Source organism: Lysinibacillus sp. FSL K6-3209 (assembly GCF_037976175.1).
Classification (GTDB): domain Bacteria; phylum Bacillota; class Bacilli; order Bacillales_A; family Planococcaceae; genus Lysinibacillus; species Lysinibacillus sphaericus_D.
Window position 1 is genome coordinate 4171199 of the sequence record NZ_CP150264.1, and the last position, 18632, is coordinate 4189830.

Annotated in this window: 17 protein-coding genes; 5 read left to right on the forward strand and 12 right to left on the reverse strand. The window is 35.4% G+C overall.

The features are described 5' to 3' along the window. Positions 1–101 precede the first annotated feature (101 nt). Positions 102–728, reverse strand: a complete 627-nt coding sequence (locus tag MHH88_RS20290; protein WP_339260297.1) for an FMN-dependent NADH-azoreductase — start codon at positions 726–728, stop codon at positions 102–104. A 278-nt stretch (positions 729–1006) separates the two neighbouring features. Continuing rightward, entirely contained in the window at positions 1007–1714 is a 708-nt protein-coding gene (locus MHH88_RS20295; RefSeq protein ID WP_069508899.1) for a DsbA family oxidoreductase, read from the reverse strand. Positions 1715–1838: 124 nt separating this feature from the next. On the opposite strand from MHH88_RS20295, the gene MHH88_RS20300 reads away from it, so the two are divergent. After that, positions 1839–3218, forward strand: coding sequence for an FAD-dependent oxidoreductase (locus MHH88_RS20300; RefSeq protein WP_339260299.1), 1380 nt, complete (start codon positions 1839–1841; stop codon positions 3216–3218). Positions 3219–3389: 171 nt separating this feature from the next. Here MHH88_RS20300 and MHH88_RS20305 read toward each other — a convergent pair whose 3' ends face one another. After that, on the reverse strand, positions 3390–4316 hold the full coding sequence (locus MHH88_RS20305; RefSeq protein ID WP_069508892.1) for a manganese-dependent inorganic pyrophosphatase: 927 nt from the start codon (positions 4314–4316) through the stop codon (positions 3390–3392). A gap of 330 nt (positions 4317–4646) precedes the next feature. Between MHH88_RS20305 and MHH88_RS20310 the strand changes: the two genes are divergently transcribed. Beyond that, positions 4647–5450 (forward strand): GNAT family N-acetyltransferase, encoded by an 804-nt coding sequence (locus tag MHH88_RS20310; protein WP_339260301.1) that lies wholly within the window; start codon positions 4647–4649, stop codon positions 5448–5450. A gap of 113 nt (positions 5451–5563) precedes the next feature. Here the strand turns inward: MHH88_RS20310 and MHH88_RS20315 are convergent, their stop codons facing one another. After that, positions 5564–6430 carry a MurR/RpiR family transcriptional regulator gene (locus MHH88_RS20315; protein ID WP_339260303.1) on the reverse strand — a complete coding sequence of 289 codons (867 nt, stop codon included), beginning with the start codon at positions 6428–6430 and terminating at the stop codon, positions 5564–5566. A 369-nt stretch (positions 6431–6799) separates the two neighbouring features. Then, positions 6800–8014 (reverse strand): MFS transporter, encoded by a 1215-nt coding sequence (locus MHH88_RS20320; RefSeq protein ID WP_339260305.1) that lies wholly within the window; start codon positions 8012–8014, stop codon positions 6800–6802. Between the two features lie 204 nt (positions 8015–8218). Between MHH88_RS20320 and thrC the strand changes: the two genes are divergently transcribed. The 3 genes from thrC to MHH88_RS20335 are packed head-to-tail and all read left to right on the forward strand — an operon-like array spanning position 8219 to position 10879. Further along, entirely contained in the window at positions 8219–9271 is a 1053-nt protein-coding gene (thrC, locus tag MHH88_RS20325; protein ID WP_069508886.1) for a threonine synthase, read from the forward strand. Next, positions 9268–10161 (forward strand): homoserine kinase, encoded by an 894-nt coding sequence (gene thrB / locus MHH88_RS20330; protein WP_069508884.1) that lies wholly within the window; start codon positions 9268–9270, stop codon positions 10159–10161. Before thrC ends, thrB begins: the two co-directional genes overlap by 4 nt. A 52-nt stretch (positions 10162–10213) precedes the next feature. Continuing rightward, entirely contained in the window at positions 10214–10879 is a 666-nt protein-coding gene (locus MHH88_RS20335; RefSeq protein ID WP_069508882.1) for a 2-hydroxy-3-keto-5-methylthiopentenyl-1-phosphate phosphatase, read from the forward strand. A gap of 49 nt (positions 10880–10928) precedes the next feature. Here the strand turns inward: MHH88_RS20335 and zupT are convergent, their stop codons facing one another. From zupT to MHH88_RS20370, 7 genes are all read right to left on the reverse strand, one after another. Next, positions 10929–11738: a zinc transporter ZupT gene (zupT, locus tag MHH88_RS20340; RefSeq protein WP_339260309.1), complete on the reverse strand. Its 810-nt coding sequence runs from the start codon at positions 11736–11738 to the stop codon at positions 10929–10931. A gap of 561 nt (positions 11739–12299) precedes the next feature. Then, complete coding sequence (locus MHH88_RS20345) at positions 12300–12914, reverse strand: phosphatase PAP2 family protein (RefSeq protein WP_069509013.1); 615 nt, start codon at positions 12912–12914, stop codon at positions 12300–12302. Positions 12915–13180: 266 nt separating this feature from the next. Beyond that, complete coding sequence (locus MHH88_RS20350) at positions 13181–14080, reverse strand: hypothetical protein (protein WP_339260311.1); 900 nt, start codon at positions 14078–14080, stop codon at positions 13181–13183. Between the two features lie 434 nt (positions 14081–14514). After that, on the reverse strand, positions 14515–15129 hold the full coding sequence (locus tag MHH88_RS20355; RefSeq protein ID WP_256093115.1) for a response regulator transcription factor: 615 nt from the start codon (positions 15127–15129) through the stop codon (positions 14515–14517). Then, positions 15113–17380 carry an ATP-binding protein gene (locus MHH88_RS20360; protein WP_339260314.1) on the reverse strand — a complete coding sequence of 756 codons (2268 nt, stop codon included), beginning with the start codon at positions 17378–17380 and terminating at the stop codon, positions 15113–15115. The genes MHH88_RS20355 and MHH88_RS20360 overlap by 17 nt, the downstream gene beginning before the upstream one ends. Before the next feature lie 23 nt (positions 17381–17403). Next, entirely contained in the window at positions 17404–17562 is a 159-nt protein-coding gene (comX, locus tag MHH88_RS20365; RefSeq protein ID WP_069508875.1) for a competence pheromone ComX, read from the reverse strand. A 12-nt stretch (positions 17563–17574) separates the two neighbouring features. Then, positions 17575–18477 carry a polyprenyl synthetase family protein gene (locus MHH88_RS20370; protein ID WP_339260317.1) on the reverse strand — a complete coding sequence of 301 codons (903 nt, stop codon included), beginning with the start codon at positions 18475–18477 and terminating at the stop codon, positions 17575–17577. Positions 18478–18632 lie beyond the last annotated feature (155 nt).

Sequence of the window (18632 nt, forward strand, 5' to 3'; positions counted from 1 at the left end):
TAACACCAATATGTCAGACCTTCATACATCTGCCATACCTCTAAAAGACCAATAAAAAAGTCCTCTCTATTAAGAGAGGACTTTTAATAAAAAATAATTACTTACGCAGTTACAGTTTGTAGAGATTTTGCTACTTTTTTTACTGCTTCTAGGCCGTTTGCAATAATCTCTCCTGCTTTATCTTGTGAAGCATTATGACCTTCAATTATAACTTCTTCAATAATTTCCATACCGAATACGCCACCTACTACATTTTTAATGTAGTTTACAGACATTTCCATAGGTTGTGCTTCTGGTGCAGAATAGTAACCACCACGAGCGTTTAAAATTACAGCTTTTTTATCAGTCATTAGGCTAACTAATTGACCGTTTTCATCATATTTAAACGTGAAACCAGCTTGATATACATAGTCAATGAAAGTTTGTAATGTCGCTGGAATTGTTAAGTTCCATAATGGGAAAGCAAATACAACTACATCTGCTGCAGTTAGTGCATCCATCGCTTTTTGTTTTGCAGCTAATAGACGAGATTCAATGTCAGATAATTCTTCACCATTTTGAACTTTACCGAATGCATTGAAAAGATCTTGACCGAAATAAGGCATATCTTCAGCAAATACATCGAATGTTGTTACGTTTACATTTTGTACGTTTTCCATGAAAGTGTCGTACATTTTTGTTGAAATTCCGTCTGGGCGGTTGTTAGCTTTTACTACTAATACGTTCATTATATAATTTCTCCCTTGAGTTTCCTAAATTAATATCTCGAATTCAAGATATATCCTTATAATAAAAAAATTCCGATAAAAAGTCAATGTTAGGAGCCTCAGACTTTTGACTGAATCATTGTAAGTAAAATGCACAAACGCAATTACGCCTCGGCGTAATTGCGTCCAAATTTTTTTCACACTTGCTCGAATCGCTCATCTTTCAAATCTTGAACATCCGCCGGAGCTATTTAACTTGATTGTGCCAATTCAACATTTATAAAGGTTACAGAAGCAAGTTAAATCTGACAGCTATCATCTGTACAAACGCCTGCGTCTCCAGAGCCTTCCATCTTTAACCCTGGTTGTAAGCCTTCTTCCTCCGCTACTTTACGCAAAGTATTTTCAAACACTTCTTGCGGTTGTGCTCCAGAAATACCATATTTACGATTTAGTACAAAGAATGGAACGCCTCGTACACCAAGTTGAAGCCCTTCTTGTATATCTACTTCGACATCACCTTTAAATTCATCACTAGCAAGAACTTTTTCAATATCTGCACGCTTAAAACCAACTTGTTCTGCGATTGCCACTAATACCTCATCATGACTTATGCGCTTTCCATCGATAAAATAGCCATGTAACAGCGCTTCAACTAATTCACTAGCGTCACCTTGTTGTTCAGCCCATTTCACAAGTCGATGTGCCTTTAATGTGTTTTCTGCCATCATCTGATCAAAATTATAATGTAAGCCTACTTCTTTTGCGCGAGCTGTCACACCTTGTGTCATTTCTTTCGCTTTTTCTAATGTCATACTATATTTCTGAGACAAAGATTCATAGATCGACTCATTCGTATCTTCTGGTGTTGTCGGGTCAAGTTGATAGCTTTTATAAACAAGCTCCACTTGGCCTTCAAAGCCTGTATCCTGTATTGCCTTTTCCAATTGTTTTTTGCCAATGTAGCAAAAAGGACAAACATAATCTGACCAAATTTCAATTTTCATAAAAACACGCTCCTTTTGCTACATTGTAACGACACATCCTCTCTTCAAGCAATTTTTATGCTTCATTGCATAAATTTTCAAAGCTATCTCCATACTGAACGTAAAAACACTGTGAGGGTTATGTATGACACAATCTCTTTGGCTTGCAACAACCGACTCGGTTTCCTTGCCATCTTTAACAGCTTCGACTAAATGTGATGTTTGTATTATTGGAGGAGGATTGACTGGATTATATACCGCTTATGTATTAGCAAAAGCAGGTGTCGATGTTGTACTACTAGAGGCCAATTCAAAGCTAAGTCATGGTACGACTGGTCATTCAACAGGTAAATTAACTGCACAGCATGGCTTAGTCTACGCAAATCTTCTCGAAAAGCTTTCTGTAAATGATGCTAGGCTCTACTATCATTTAAATCAACATGCTGTAGAGAAAGCTTTACAATTCCTGCCTAAAGAGTCCATTCAGCCAGTTGACTCATACCTGTATTGTCAAACAAAAGAAGGCTACTCACAATTATTAAAAGAGTGGAATGCCTATAAAGTATTAAATGTAAAGGCAAAGATTACTTCTGAAACGGAGCTCCCTTTCCCTATTACAAAGGCACTTAGCATATCGCAGCAAGCTCAAATAAACCCTGTAATTGTAAGTAACTTTCTTATAAAAGAGGCATTATCAATGGGCGCGAAACTATATGCAAACACACGTGTCCAGCAATTACGGATAGCACAAAATGACTTACATACCGAAAAAAATATATCGGTTCAATATAATAAGCTAATTTTGTGCACACATTACCCAATTGAAGCATTCAAAGGTTTACAACTTATCAAACTTTCTAATAACCGTTCTTATATGGTTGCCAGTAAAATAACGGAAACATACCAAGGACAGTATTTATCAGTTGATTTTCCTTCACGTTCTATTCGAACGACTACTATAAACGATGAGCACTATTTACTTCTTGGAGGGGCTAATCATATCGCAGGTGAAACGGCCAATACGAAGCCCTTTTACGATGCCATTCAAAATGAAATGAAAGTACATTTTGGGCAGGAACCACTTTATAGATGGTCGGCTCAAGATATCGAAACACCCGATATGGTGCCTTATGTCGGCAAAATTACGCAGTCCTTACCAAATGTCTTTATCGCAACAGGATATCGCAAATGGGGGATTTCTAATTCATTCGTCGCTGGAGATTTACTGTCTTCACTTATTACAGGTACTGCGAAGAACAACGATGCAAGTATGCTTTATTCGCCTGCACGCACAAAATTTGGTGCGCAGTTTATGCAAATGCTGAAAGTCGGAGGCTTCGTGGCAAAGGAACTAGTCACAGGCTATATTAAAAATGGAAACGCCCCGACTTGTACGCATTTAGGCTGTAAAACAAAGTGGAATGAAGCGGATGAGACATGGGATTGCCCCTGCCACGGTTCCCGTTTTAATGCCCAAGGTGAAGTGTTAGAAGGTCCAGCAGTTCAACCATTAAAGCTTGATTAATAAGGCACTGGTTGATGATAGCGTAACTAGTGATGCAAGCAGGAACGCACAAGACGCAAACATCAATGAAATGACATAGCAAAAAAAGTGTTAGATTGATGGTAGTCAATCTAACACTTTTTCCCATTTTAGCCCAACCTAATTCTTCAGTTTGGGCAATACTACACGATTTTATTTTAATGCATCCGTTAATACTGGAACGATTTGTTTTTTACGAGATACAACACCTGGTAAAACAACACGGTTGTTTGTCAGCTCTGCACCAAATGCTTTTGCTGCCGCTTCTGCTACTTGTCCTATTGCAACAGCTGTTGAATCATTATTTAAAATATCTGTTACAACGAAGAAGAATAAATCTAAACCATTGTCAGCAACATTTTTATTTAAAAGAATTTCTAATTCCTCTTGTCGACCAAGCACATCGTTAATATCAACAGCATTCACTTGGGCAACAACAGATTTATATTCACCAAACTGGAACTCTTTTGCATCTAAAGACAAAAGATCCTCTAAAGATTTATCTGAAAGATCAGCACCTGCTTTTAACATGGCTAGTCCATAGTCCGCAGCATCAACACCGGCGATTTTTGCAAGTTCCTCCGCAGCTTTTACATCCTGTTGTGTACAAGTTGGTGATTTGAACAGTAATGTGTCAGAAATAATAGCTGATAACATTAACCCTGCAATATTTGCTGGTATTACAACATCATTTTCTTTGAAAATTTTATTTAAAATAGTCGCTGTACAACCAACTGGCTCTGCACGGTAATACAATGGGTCAGCTGTTTGGAAGTTTGCAATACGATGGTGATCAATTACCTCTGTAATTTGTACTTCCTCAATCCCATCAGCCGATTGTTGGAATTCATTATGGTCTACAAGGATCACCTTTTCCGCTTCTCCTACTACAGAAGAAATAAAACGCGGTGCCTCAAAGCCAAATTTGTCTAGTGCATATTTTGTTTCATTGTTTAATTCGCCAAGACGTACTGCTTCAGCTTCTACTCCAATTTGTTGCTTTAAATATGCGTATACAATTGCAGATGTAATTGTATCTGTATCAGGGTTTTTATGTCCGAAAACTAAAACTTTGCTCATTAATACTTTTCCTCCTAAATGACTTCTACATTTTCATTTATTTTAACATAATTTATGAAAGAACATGATATAAAGTAAAACTTTCATCATACGCGTCTTTTGAAAACTATGTTGTTGTTCATTCACGCTACACTATACTATAATAAAAGTATTTCACTCCATTTAATAGTTTATCTATTTTTTACCATGGATTTTTTTGATTTCCTATGTTAAACATAAATTTCCTTATTTTAGATAGATAGATAGTTGTGATTTTTATACAAGAAACGATAATTTTATGCTATTATCATGTAGTCAAAATTTTTAGGAATTACAGGAATGGGGATTGTGATGACAAAGAAGATGGAAAAAAAGTATATTCCTTTGGCAAGCTATTTTGACGTGGCTTCGCAAAGTGAAATTACTTTATCCTTTAGCGCATTAGAAAACATTATGGGACAAGCCTTACCCAATGCTGCTTATTTAAATAAGAGCTGGTGGAAAAAAACTAAGCCCCCTCTTACGCATTTTTTATCTTGGACAAATGCAGGTTATTATGTCATAGATGTCAAATTAGGTACAAGTGTCACATTTTCTCGCACACAGGAGAAAAAATCGACGGATCATATTTCTGAAAATAACGAAAATACTTCTGCGTACATAATCCGAGCGATTGAAGCATCAGATGCTAGAGCATTTATTCTTTTACAGGAAGAAATCCTTCAACAAACTGACTTTTTGTATAATGTCGAAAATGAGTTAGAGCTAACTGTACAACAACTTAGAAAAAACCTAGCTTATTGGAAGCAATTAAAAAACCGTACAATTTTGCTTTGCATTTTAAATGGCACGTTTGCAGGTTATGCAGTAATTCATGGTTATAAGCACTCTAAAGCCAAACATGTTGCCTCAATCCACTTGGCTGTGAAAGAAGAGCACCAACGAAAAGGTATCGGCTCAGCACTTATGAAAGCAGTGGAAGATTGGGCTAGCCAAAGAAATATCTCTCGCCTCGAATTATCCGTTATGGAGCATAATGATGCCGCATTACAGTTATTTAAAAAACTTGGTTACGAACACGAAGGAACTCGCGTCAATGCTATTAAACTAAATGATACATTCAAGGCCGAATATAGTTTAAGTAAAATTTTATAAATTGTTTTTCAAGGATGTCTAATATTTTAGTTGGACATCTTTTTACTTTTCTCTACCTTGAGAACTAAAAACGTATAGATGAGCATATTACTCCATCTATACGCTATACTTTATCAAAATACTTGCTTTTCTCTTGCTACATCTAAAAATAATAAATTATTTTCTACTTGTTCATAAGATTGTTGATATTGAGCATATCGCTCTTTATCATGACTAACCATTTCCTCAATAAGAGCATGCATAAATGAAAATAGGACAGGTACCATATCTAAAGAGGATTGATTTTTTAAACCTAATGCAAATAAGGCACTTGCATAGTCTCTTATTGATGACAACGCCGATCCTGTAATAGCAATAATTTTCACTTTTTTCATTTTCGCTATTTCAACAATCGTTTTCACATCATTGGAGTGTTTATCACACGAAAAAACAATTAATGTAGTACGTTCGCCCATGCTGTTGATTTGTTGAACAAGATCATCTGAATCTGTACGTAGTTGCTTTACATTTGGTCGTAAAGTTTTCAACGTATACGATAACCAATTAGCAATAGAGGCTGCTTGTCTTGTACCCAAAATATAAATTGTATCCGCTTCATGCATCCATTTAGAGCTTTTTTGAAGCACCTTATCGTTCACCAGATGTATTGTATCTTGAATGTTTTGCATATCACGTTGCATGATTTTAGCAAAGCTTGAAGTTCTTTGCTTGCTCGCTGTATATGTTTGTTGAGGAGGAACACTTTCATGTTGTGAGTTTAAATAACTTCTAATCTCTTCTTGTAGCTCCACATAACCTGACAAATCCATTGCATAACAAAAACGAATAACGGTTGATTCACTAACATTTGCCTGTCTACCCACTTCAGCTGCCCCATTGGCAATAACAACCGTTGGATTACTCATAACAAATTGCGCAACTTTACGTTGTCCTTTTGACAGTCTTACAAATCTTTTCTTTATATTTTCATTTATACTCATTCCTAACAACCTTTCTTTCAAAGAAATTATCACGAATGGAGATTATTCCCTACTGACTCTAAATTCGATTAAAAATACAGTATCATGATTGCAATTTGAATACAATGACTTTTCAGAAAAATCTTTAATGTATTAACACACTAACGCGCTAGTTCATAATAAAATGACATAAAATCTCTATATTTATCATATCCAAAGTATCTTTATCAACTTAGTAGCTGGATAACAAGTAATCTACGAATTGAAATTTTAACATATTTTAGAAAAAAGTGCATAAAAATAAATAAAACATAATTTTTATGTATTTAATAAAGGAGATTTTAAAAAAGTCTTGGATTCAAATTGAACCCAAGACTTTCCTTATGTTTACTATTCCAGTTCCATTTGTTTCGTTTCTGTACCTAAAAATATGACACCAATAACCCCTATAATGATGGCACCACAAAAAATTGCAAAAATAAAACCGATATCATAGCCTGCCGTTAGCAATGATCCAACCAATAATGGGCCAAAAATACCGCCAATTCGCCCAACTGCGGCAGCCATTCCTGCACCTGTACCACGAATAACGGCTGGGTACTGTTCTGGTGTATATGCATAGAGTGCTCCCCATGCGCCTAAATTAAAGAATGATAGTAGCATTCCTGATGTTAATAGCACTGCCATTGTTTCTGCATTACCAAAAATGAAAGCACTTACAGCGGTTCCAATTAAATAGGAAACAAGTACAAATTTACGTCCAAATTTTTCAATAAACCATGCCGCTGTAAAGTAACCCGGAAGCTGTGCTAAAGTCATAATCAACACATACTTAAAGCTAGTAATCATATCAAAACCTTTGCCGACCATTACACTCGGTAACCATAAAAACATACCGTAATACGAGAATACTACTGTAAACCATAGCACCCATAACATAAGTGTCGAGCGGGCATATTTTTTCGACCATACATCACGTATGTTGAGAAAGATGCTACGTTTTTTAGATTCAGCCTTCGCAGTAAACTGTGGTGAATCTGGTAAATGCCAACGCAGGTATATAGCGTACACTGCTGGAATTGCTGTTAACAACAAAGCGACACGCCAGCCCCATGTCGGGATAACAAAATAAGAAATCAGTGCGGCAATAAGCCAGCCTGCTGCCCAAAAGCTCTCTAGTAATACCACTACTCTTCCACGTTCCTTTGCCTCCACACTTTCAGAAACAAGCGTAGATGCTACCGGTAGCTCTCCACCGAGTCCCATCCCTACTAAAAAACGTAATGCCATAAATGCGATTAAAGTTGTTGTAAATGCCGAAATACCACTTGCCACAGAAAATAATATAAGCGTCCACATAAACACTTGCTTACGACCAACTTTATCTGCAAAAATACCAAAGAGGAGTGCACCAACTGCCATTCCTATAGAATTGATACTACCAATCCAGCCCATCTGGCTCTTAGTTAAATCCCAATCTACCGCGAGCGCTGTAATAACGAAAGATAAAATACCGACGTCCATTGCATCAAAGAGCCAGCCAACACCTGCTACACCCAAAAGCTTGTTACGTGATATAGATTGTTCTTGCTTAATTATTGTCATCTTAACCACCTGTCTTTACACTTGACTTTACATTTCAAGTTTACTATACAGTTGTTTCAAGAAAGTGACAAGTAAAATTCAAATGACCGAATTGTTTAGACAATTTATTAATTGCTATTGAAAATATATGGTCATTTGCGTTAAAATGTCTCTTATACAAAAACAACTGTTCTTTCTATAAGAACAAAAGGAGATCGTTACGTTATGTGGAAAGGCCTTATTGAAGAATATAAACAATTTTTACCCGTAACAGAAAATACACCTGCTCTAACATTAAACGAAGGCAATACGCCTCTTATACATTTAGTTAATCTTTCTAAACAGCTTGGTATTGAGCTGTATGGTAAAATAGAAGGTGCAAATCCAACTGGTTCTTTCAAAGATCGTGGTATGGTATTTGCCGTAGCAAAAGCTATTGAAGACGGTAGTAAATGTGTTATTTGTGCCTCAACAGGCAATACTTCAGCTGCAGCTGCAGCTTATGCAACACGTGCAGGTATTCAATCTATTGTTGTTATTCCTAAAGGGAAAGTAGCCCTTGGTAAATTAGCACAAGCGACAATGTATGGTGCAAAAATTATTGAAATTGATGGTAATTTCGATGATGCTTTAAACATCGTGCGTCAAGTGAGTGAAACAACACCTGTAGCACTTGTTAACTCAGTTAACCCATATCGCATCGAAGGGCAAAAAACAGCTTCTTTTGAAATTGTAGATGCTTTGGGATCTGCTCCAGACTATTTATGCATTCCAGTTGGTAACGCAGGTAATATTACTGCTTACTGGAAAGGCTTTAAAGAATATAATGATGTCAAAGCTTCAGGTTTACCAAAAATGTACGGCTTTGAAGCAGAAGGTGCCGCAGCAATTGTAAAAGGTGAACCAATCGCTAACCCAGAAACAGTTGCAACAGCTATCCGTATCGGTAACCCTGCTAGCTGGCAGTATGCTGAAGCAGCACGAGATGAGTCTGGCGGCATTATTGACTCTGTAACAGACGAAGAAATTTTAGCAGCTTATAAGCTAATTGCAGGAACTGAAGGCATTTTTGTTGAGCCTGGTTCAGCTGCATCATTAGCAGGTGTTATTAAATCTGTTGAAAACGGTAAAATTGCCAAAGGCTCAAAAGTCGTGACAGTCTTTACAGGTAACGGCTTAAAAGATCCTGACACGGCAATGAACGTTTCAACAGTAGACGTTGTTGCTCTAAAAAATGATGAAGAAGAAATCCGTAAATACATTGAGGGCGTACTATGAGTAAAAAGTGGCAAATCACCGTTCCTGGGAGCACAGCCAATTTAGGTCCTGGCTTTGATTCTATTGGACTCGGCTTGTCTCTTTACTTGAAATTAGATGTTTCCCTACAGGATAGTTGGGAGATTATACATCTCGATGACAACGGTCCTAGTGAATTTGAGCTTGAACAACATTTACTATACATTATTGCCAAAAAAATCGCTGATCAGTATAAGAAGAATTTACCTACTTGCCGTGTTGAAATGGCAAGCGAACTTCCTTTAGCTCGTGGTTTGGGCAGTAGTGCAGCCGTTATTGTTGCGGGTATTGAACTAGCCAACCAATTATGTGATTTGAAGTTAACTGTGCAAGATAAGTTAAATCTATCTTCTCAGATTGAAGGGCATCCTGATAATGCTACTGCCTCAGTACTTGGAGGCTTAACTATATCTTCAATGGATGAAAACGGTATTGTAGATACTTTCCATGTCAATGATATCAATGCTTCATTTGTTGTTTATGTCCCTGATGTGGAGTTGAAAACGAGTGAGTCTCGCTCGGTATTACCAAAACAATTTGATCGGGCGTATGCAGTACGTGCTTCTGCAAATGCAAATATGCTAGCTGCATCATTAATGGTTCGAGATTTTGAACGTGCTGGGCACTATATGGAAGCTGATTTGTTCCATGAGCCTTTCCGTTCAACATTAATACCACAGTATGCGGAGATTAAAGAAGCTGCTAAAGCAAATGGTGCATATGGTACAGCGTTAAGTGGCGCTGGTCCGACCCTAATTTCCATCATTCCTACTGCTATTGCCGAAGACTTTGTTGCAACAATGCAAGCAAAATTCCCAGAACATCATATCATTCTAACGAAGGCCGATGAGCATGGTGTACAAGTAATATAAATTTACAACGTCTACTTCAAAGTAGGCGTTTTTTCTTGAAGGAGGCTGTAACTTGAAACCAATTATATTTTGCGACTTTGACGGCACTATAACTGAAACGGATAATATCGTCTCACTTATGACGCATTTTGTCCCTGAACAATCTGAGAAAATTGCAAAGGCGATGATGGCCCAAACAATAAGCTTTAAAGACGGTATTACAGCTATGTTTGAACTATTATCAACTAACCAAAAAGACGACATCATTCAATATTTATTGGAGACCGCTGTTATTCGTGAAGGCTTTAGAGAATTCGTTCACTATGCCCAGGAACACCATATTCCCTTTTACATTGTCAGTGGAGGGGTGGATTTTTTCATACAACCAATGCTTGAAAAGTTTGGTCCATTTTCAGGGGTTTATTGCAATAGTGCTGACTTTTCTGGAGAGCAAATTACTATAGTTTATCCAAATAGCTGCGATGCACAATGCGCAAAGTTTACAACACAAAGTTGCGGATGCTGTAAACCAACTGTTATGCGTCAAATGGCACAGCCCGATCATTTCAAAATTGTTATTGGTGACTCTATTTCTGATTTTGAAGCTGCTAAACAAGCGGATTTAGTATTAGCTAGAGAACAGTTAATCGACCGCTGTAAAGATTTACAAGTTCCTTACGAGCCATTTAACACTTTTTATGATTGCTTGGAAACAGTTAAAAAATTAATAGAAGTATAAAAAAAGGAATCTAGCCGATATCCATTGACTAGATTCCTTTTTCATTTAATTATGCTAATAATACTAGACTCATAGCCATTACAGCCATTCCTGCAACTAATCCATACATCGATAAATGTGTTTCATCGTAGCGCTGTGCAGCGGGGAGTAGCTCATCTAATGATATAAAGACCATAATTCCGGCAACACCGGCAAATACAATCCCAAACATGACGTCTGTTAAAAAAGGCATTAATAGCAAATACGCTACTAGCGCACCAACAGGCTCTGCTAACCCGGATAAAAATGATAGTTTAAACGCTTTTCTACGATTCCCTGTAGCAAAAAAAATAGGTACTGATACAGCAATTCCCTCTGGAATATTATGAATGGCTACAGCAATTGCAATAGCAATACCAACATTCGGATCGTTTATGGCGGACATAAATGTCGCAATACCTTCAGGGAAATTATGAATCCCAATGGCAAGAGCCGTGAAAACGCCCATCTTCATCAGATGGTTTTCATCTACCTGTGGTTTTACGGCATTAACATCTTCAACAAGCTTAACCTCATGTGGATTAGTCGATTTAGGAATAAATTTATCAATCAATGCTATAAATAACATTCCGCCAAAGAAACCTGCAATCGTTAACCAATAACCGTTAGTTGTACCTAAAGCATTCGTTAAAGCATCTTTTGCTTTTACGAATATTTCCACAAGTGATACATAAATCATAACACCAGCGGAAAATCCAAGGGCTATTGATAAAAATTTTGTATTTGTGCGTGATGTAAAAAATGCTATTAAGCTCCCTACTCCTGTTGCAAGTCCAGCAAAAAGGGTTAACCCTAAGGCGAATAATATTGATCCTTCCAAGTCCTTCTTCCTTTTCTCTTTTTCTTATTGTACTCATCTTAGCTTAAAAGTTTCCTAGAAGCAATTCTTTTTTACTAGGTAAATATTCTATACAAAAACTTAATAAAATTTTCATTTAAAGGAAGTAGCTCATATAAAGGACTGTCTGAAAAAGTGCATACCATCATGCGCTATTCTATTACGTAAAATCCACTTCACTTTCCATGGGCACGTCTTTCGACTGGCACTACTAAAAAGAGGCTGGGACAAAAGAGAAAAAGTGTTAGATTGAACCCAATCAATCTAACACTTTTTTGCTATGCCGTTGTTGTCCGCTACGGCGGTGCTTTCCGCGGGCACACCGTAAGCCGCAACCCTCGCTAACGCGCGGTCTGTTGCGTCTAACATTGTGTGCTGTTCTGAGCTGGAGTCACCGCCTTCGCTACCAACAACTAGTGAACACTTCTAATTTTTTTAATTGCAAAAGCAAGAATAGCTAAGGTCTCCATATAGCAAAAAATTATGAACATCTTTCGTCTGTTTCTTAAATTTTTTTAGTTATGTCCCAGCCTCACATTAGCACTATTGTTTTATAGTATTCTTTTTATATAATCGTTTACGTCGCTCATACCAAAGTACACAAATGATAAACCATGTGTAACCGACGCACCAGCCAGCCAGTACATCGGAAGCAAAATGACGCGCACCTGCTATACGTGATAGACCAATCAGTATTGTTAGTACAATTGCCCCTACCCACAGCTGTATTTGACGTGCTTTGCTGTTATTTTCAGATAACAAATAAGCAACCGTAAACAAATATAAAATTCCTGACATGGCATGTCCTGATGGGAAACTAAACGATGTTAATTGATCTTCTATTTCTGGTCGAGGTCGTTGAATCCATTTTTTTAGCAATTGATTCAGTACATTACCTCCAGCAAATGTTAACAAAACAAATAGCATGCCTCGGTAATTTTTTACCCTCCATGCTAAATACACCATCAATATAAGTGCAACTGTAATTACAAAACTCGGCTCACCAATATAATGAAAAGCTTCGATAAACGGATTGCCAAATAATACGTCTGCCACTTTTGAATCAAAATTGAAAATCGTCTCACCTTGGTATGTTAACCGCAACATAAAAAAAGCTATTAGTGTTACTATTGCTAATGGAAATGCCCATTTTTTTATCAAAATTTCACCTCAAAAATACATTCACGATTTGTTTTTTCACATCATACCATAATTACGTGAAATAGAGGAGTATATGCATATATTTCGGCATTTATAGCATTAGTAAGCACTTAATATCATAAGCTAGCCGAATAGATGCTTCATTCGGTTTATTGAAGTAATTTGAAAGTGCTAATGCAACAATAAATAAAATAGCTATTATAGGTAGTATTTTTCTAAACAACACCAGCACTCTCCTAACCTCTGATATTTAATTCTTCAGACTATTTTAATAATACAGGATCAAATAACCAATCCTTCGGTCCAAAGTTTTGGTCTTTTTCCCCTCTCACTTCTCTAGAAATACGATTATTAATAATTAACTCTCTGAACTTTCTACTAAACAATGTTTTTCTGTACAGATATCTGCCATCATGGCTCCATTCAGAAGAATAAAATACATCACCATTTAATTTTATTATATCGTTACGATCATAAATATCAGGACCATTAATGACACCGCTTAACCCACATTTGCAAGGCGGTTGTTCAGTAGCAAAATACAGTTTAATTCTTTCTGCACTACTTACAGGCATAATCTGTGTTGGGATTATTTGATATGCCGGCTGTTTCCCAACTTCTGATCCGCTATGAATTACTTCTAATAGTTCATAGCCTTCAATTTTAGCTTGCTCCATTAGTGCCACTAATTCTTCGGAGGCTACCCAATACCCACTTACATGGACTAAATGACGATCCTTCATTTGCGATGTATCAATGACTAATGGTGATAGTTGCTCTTTTTCCATAAGACCACACTTCTTACAATACGTACTGATAGAAAATAAAGTGCCTTTATCATCTACAAACATCTCTGGGGAGTTACCCGTAGAATTTAAAGTAAATAATGGCGCTTGTTGATATTCGCTATCCGAAAAATCAAAGTAAAAACGTTCTCCAATAGAGACAATCCCTAATTCATGTTCCAATGATTTATATAATGCTGCCACCTGCTCATACGTCACATCTTCATTTAAAGTAAAAATAGGATTAAAAGATGCCTTCAAATTTCTTTTTCTGATTTCAGGCGCACCTACCACAATACCATAGCGATTATAAACTTTAATGACTTGATCTTTATTAGATTCATCTATAGAGATTAAATTTTCAAGTTCTACTTTCAAATTATACGCCTACCTTTATTAAAGTTTTATCATGAATATGCTGTCTAGCTAGTAACATTACAAAAAAATCCACATTCTACTATATAAATAAAATAGAAATTTACTAATTAATAAATCCTACACTTACATTAATACTCACTATGGCAAATAAACTTAACTACGATTAAGTTAAGCGTACCAGTACTTATACCACCATTTCAATGTTGTGTTTACGCCACTTTTTTGGCGGACTTCACTGATTTTTTGGCGTGATTTGGCGGTAATACAAAAAAACACCGCCAAAATATGGCGGTGTTTAATACACCTAATAGGTATATAGAATTATAAATATAGTAAATTACCCTAAGTATACTATAGGTGTCTTAAGACACCCTAAAATACATCCTTTTGCAGTAAAATATAACAATTTTTATCAATTGTAGCATATTCTAAAACTAGAGTAAATTCATTCGTTCCGCAAGGTTTACTGCTTCTGTACGTGAATCTACATTGAGTAGGGAAAACAACTGTGTTAAATATCTTTCAGTTGTTCGTTGAGGAATATTTAATTCGATCGCTATTGCTTTATTTGTATGCCCTTTAGCAATCAACCTTAAAATTTTCTTTTCTTTTTCATTTAAATGTATATCGAGCTTTGCATCCTGCAATTTAAAGCGATTATCAAGAAAATCTAAGAAATTTTTGGGTAACACAATTTCACCATTGGCAATGGCTCGGACCGTCCGTAATATTTGTTCTTTAGATGCTGTCTTCGCTAAAATCCCCTCTATCTTTCTTTCCAAAATGAGTGGATAATAATCCGTAATATCATCCCCTGTATAAAGGATAATCGACGCGTCAACCTGTATAGCTTTAATATTTCGAGCTAAATGAATGCCATTTTCCAAAGGCATATTAATATCAATAAGATAAATATCATATGGCTTATTTTTTATTTTTGGAATGACAGAAGTTGCATCACTTTCCGTATCAACTAAAATATCTTCATTTTCTTTAAATAAATTTTTTGTTCCCTCTAACACAATAGGGTGATCATCCACTATGAGCATCGTTATCAAGTGTGTCACTTCCTTCTTTTACTGTAATTCTAATAAACATCCCTTTATTAATATGGGTATCCATGTAAAAGTGTCCATTAAAGGCTTTGACACGCTCTTGCATACCACGAATCCCCATCGACTCTGCTACTATAATATCATTTACATTACAGCCTACCCCATCATCCTGATAAATGATTTCAAATCCATTGTCCATTTCCTTAAGGTGAATCTCAACTGTTGTCGCGTAGGAATGTTTCAGCGCATTGTTAAGTAATTCTTGAAATAGACGGTAAATCATTAAGTTCATTCGCTCATCCTCTAGATAGAGACGATCAATTGTATAGATTAACAAAAAGCTAGCTCTTTCTGTTACTTTTCGAATGAGTTTTTCTAAGGCAGCATTTAGCCCTAGTGTGTCTAATAGTGGGGGTTTTAGATTTTCACAATAAGCTCTTAAATCATGTAAAGATGTAACCATTTGTTGATGAATCTTTACAAGTTTTTGTTGAATTTCTAATGTATCTTTTGCATTTATTAAGACATCTATTTCTCGAGCAATATGGAGTTGCTCTTGTAAATTCGTATCATGCAATTCTTGAGCTAATTGATATTTTTCCTCTTCAAACCTTAACCACAGTAGTTTGTTTAGCCAAGGTAATTGACCATCATCTGCTTGCTTCATATGCTTTAGTTCCTCTAACAGTTCTTCCACCATTTTTGTATTTTCTATAAAATTATTTACATATAACAGAAGCAACTCGAGCCATAGTAGCTCTTCTTCTTTTAAATGAATTGAATTATTATGCCCCAATACTAAGGCTCTTTTGTAATGAGCATCTTGATGGAGGAAAGCTAGATAGACTTTGTCAAGTTTCCGTATTTCTCCTAGTTTTAAATCTTCCATTAACATAGGATTTATAGGAATCTTTCCCTCAACCATTGAAGTAAATTGATTTGTGTCATAGTCATAGGTTAATACAAATACATGCTCAAGCTCAAGGTGCAGTGAAACTTCCTGTGCAAACCTTTCTAAAAGCTCATCTAATTTAATCGTTTTACCAATTCTATCTACAGCAATATATAACTGATGTATATAATCACCTTTAGTAGAAAATAATATTTTGCGCTTGCGATAATCTACCTTCTCTTTTATGTAGAAAAGAACAACTAACGATAAAAAAGTAAACAATGAAATACCTGATATCACAGTCATCGTTAAAAATTTTCCAGCGATCCAATACAAACCAAAAGCAAACCACAAAGTAAATATTAAAGAAAATATTACATAGTACCGAAGTCTTGTAATGTGATATTCAATATCAAATAATCGTTCCGCTAGTTGAGTAAAAATAAAGCTAAATGGGATCAACAGTAAAAATAAAGCACTGATTTCAGCGGAAAGTATATATTGATTAAAAAATATAAGTGGAAATGCATAAAGAAACAAGAATGGAAGAAAAGGAATCATTACGCCATTTAACAAAATTTTTAACTGAGGTGATTTATATTTAAAATAGCTTAGCAATAAAATGCCAAGTATAGTAATAAGAAAAAGTAAGAAAACAGTTAACACAATATTTGAAAGGAAACCATGCAAGTCATAATAAATAATGCCAATGTAGCCAAATAGCATCGCTATAATAGGTAGTAGATAAAATAGTTTGATATTGTTAGAAAGTATCCAATTTGCCTTTAAAAAAACAAAATAATCTCTCAAAAAATGTAAAAACAATACTAAACATAATAACATACTTCCTCGATTGACGATAATGCCTATACTGTTTAGACTGCCTGATGCGCCGCTACTAAGATAAGCTATGGAGACAGATAGCATAAATAAAATAAGCAATCTTAATAGCGAAGTGTTTTTTTGTTTACAATACAAATAAAGGACAATAAAAAATGTTAAAAAATAGTAACACCCTGGAATTACCAATACAAAATAAAAATGCTCAGTAAAATCTAAACTACTTACTTCTACGTCGATTGTTTGACCATCAGGCTTCAAAATAGTTAACGTATTTGCAGCCCTAATAACAAAATCATCTTTGACATAAGGAATTGCGTCGATTGGAACATTATCTATTTTTAAAATCATATCATTCGTCGAAATCTCTTGCCCATTCAATAATGGTCCATATGAATTTTCTACTACCCAGTTTCCATTTATTTCTTTAATATCTATACCCAAATAAGGCTTGCTATAAGTAACATATAGCAGGTAGAAACCTAGCAGAATGTATACACTTATAGCAAGCATAAACCATTTTCGTATAATTATATTTAGTTCCAGATTGTATGTTGTAGACATAGTTCTTCTTCGAATGAGTCAAGTATAGCCTGTTGTTCAGTTGCTGAAAAACCAATTAATGCGACTTTCTGTTCTTTTAACAGTGATACTAGTGCTGGGTTTTGTTCTAGATACTGAATTACATTAATCATAAAAATCTCTCCTCATCTCATTAGTTTTATTAGGTATTCTTTACCTACTTTGTTTATAGCAACATTTTCGAGATTATTCAATGCTTTTAGCTTATAGAGGTTTTTAATCGTAATGGCATAACGTATTGCGCCACCATTTTGCAACTCATTTTCTATAGCATTTTTATCCAAAAATGTAACTATATCTTTATTATAATAGTTTATCACATATTTTGAAACACTATTATTTTGTGACATTAGATAAATAATTGGTAACGAATATTTTTTATTTAAAAGGTCATTCTTAGGACCCCATGTTTTTAAACCTTGAATATCATTTTTTATTTGTTGAATAATACCTATATATTTTCCATACTCTTCTACTTCAGTGGTCATTTCTCCTTTGGCAAGTGCTTCGCCGATAACACAACTCATTGCTGTTAGGGAACCTGATTTTTGATCAATCATTTGTAAATAGGATTGCTCATCTTGGCAATCATTGAGTACATCTAACTGCTGGCCACTAATACTTCGCAAAGCATATTCTTGTAATAATCGAAGGGCCATATTTTTATGTTCAAACGTAGTGTTATGTATAGCCTTAGATGACATAACGAGCATGGCTAATGCAACATTTAATGCAAGTTCGGGTGTTTTGCTCCAAATATAATCAGAATCCTTATCCTGTAAATCATCAATAATATCATAGGACAAAATTAGAAGTTCAATAGCTGCAGCGACTTTATAAATATCATCATTCAAACAATCTACAAATGCTTCATAATGCCAAAAACATAGTTTGCCAAACGAATAGCCTGTATCTACTTTTTCTGCTTTAAATCTTTTAAGCATTGTCTTTAATTCATCACCAAGCATTGCATCATTTTCAATAAGCATGTCTAAAGATTCATTAATGCGTCCATCTATATCCTTCAATAGCCCTCTTCCTCCTTAATTATATTATCAAATATTATATATATTATTGGTAATTAATTCTAGTATTTACAAGTTAAATGAATTAATGTCACCTTTTCTACTTATCACTAATAATAAAAACAAAAATACCGCCAAATAATGGCGGTATTTGAGAA